Raw genomic sequence first — 1,059 nt, forward strand, 5'->3', positions numbered from 1 at the left:
GACGAATTGTCAATACAAATGCGACAGTTTCTCATAAAATAGTTCGAATGAAGTTTTCCAACCTAAACATTTTCGTGGTCGATGATTAATGAGGTAGAGTGCCTCATTAATCTCTTCATCACTGACTCGTGCTAAGTCAGTCTTCTTCGGGAAAAACTCTCGAAGAAGACCATTGGCATTTTCATTACTTCCTCTTTGCCAAGACGAATAGGCATCTGCAAAGTAAACAGGAACCTTTAAGTCAGCTTCTACTTTGGAATAACAAGCAAACTCTTTTCCTCGATCAACGGTATAGGTTTTAAAGGTGTCTTTAGGAAAGAGTTCATATAAGTCGCTAATCGCTCGGTACATTTCTGTTGCTGAGCGATTTTCTATTTTCACGGCGACGTAAAAACGTGTTTGACGTTCAACAAAAGTCGCTAAACAACCTTTACTCTTCCCACGACTTGAAACAACCGTATCTAATTCCCAGTGTCCAAACGTTTCACGTTTTTTGACTTCTTTAGGACGTTGATGAATCGAGGTTCCAATGTTAAATCGTCCACGTGTTTCTCGTGGTTTTCGGCGCTTTCCTTTTTGTCTTAAACAACTTAAATCTCCTAACAAAATCGTTCCATCATAAAGCCAACGATAAATGGTTTTAAATGAAATCACACCCTTTAAAACTGTATTAGAAATTTGTTCGGGTGACCAAGTTAGCTCTAAATATTTTTGAATCGTTTGTATCAATTGTTCTGATTTCTTCTCTGAACGATGACAAACTAAGCGACGTTGCTCAGCTAATTCGTCTGCTAACTCAGCCTGATATGTCTTTTGAGTATTTCGTTTCAGTTCACGAGCAATCGTTGAATGATGGCGATTTAATTGCTGAGCAATTTGTCTCGTTGAATAGCCCATTTTTGAAAGAACTTCTATACGTGTACGCTCAAATGTGTTAAGATGGTTATAACTCATAAATAGATCTCCTTGTTAAGAATTTGGTGTGGTAACTTCATTCTATAACAAAGATCCTATTTATGAGCTTTTTTTTATGTGTCGCACTTAATATTACAATCTATC

The 1,059-nt window shown here is 37.0% G+C and carries 1 protein-coding gene; it reads right to left on the reverse strand.

All coding sequences use genetic code 11. The features are described from left to right. Positions 1-9 precede the first annotated feature (9 nt). On the reverse strand, positions 10-954 hold the full coding sequence (locus NEH75_RS13275; RefSeq protein WP_055305798.1) for an IS30 family transposase: 945 nt from the start codon (positions 952-954) through the stop codon (positions 10-12). Positions 955-1,059 lie beyond the last annotated feature (105 nt).

Origin of the sequence: Turicibacter sp. T129 (genome assembly GCF_025594975.1) — a bacterium.
Taxonomy (GTDB): domain Bacteria; phylum Bacillota_I; class Bacilli_A; order MOL361; family Turicibacteraceae; genus Turicibacter; species Turicibacter bilis.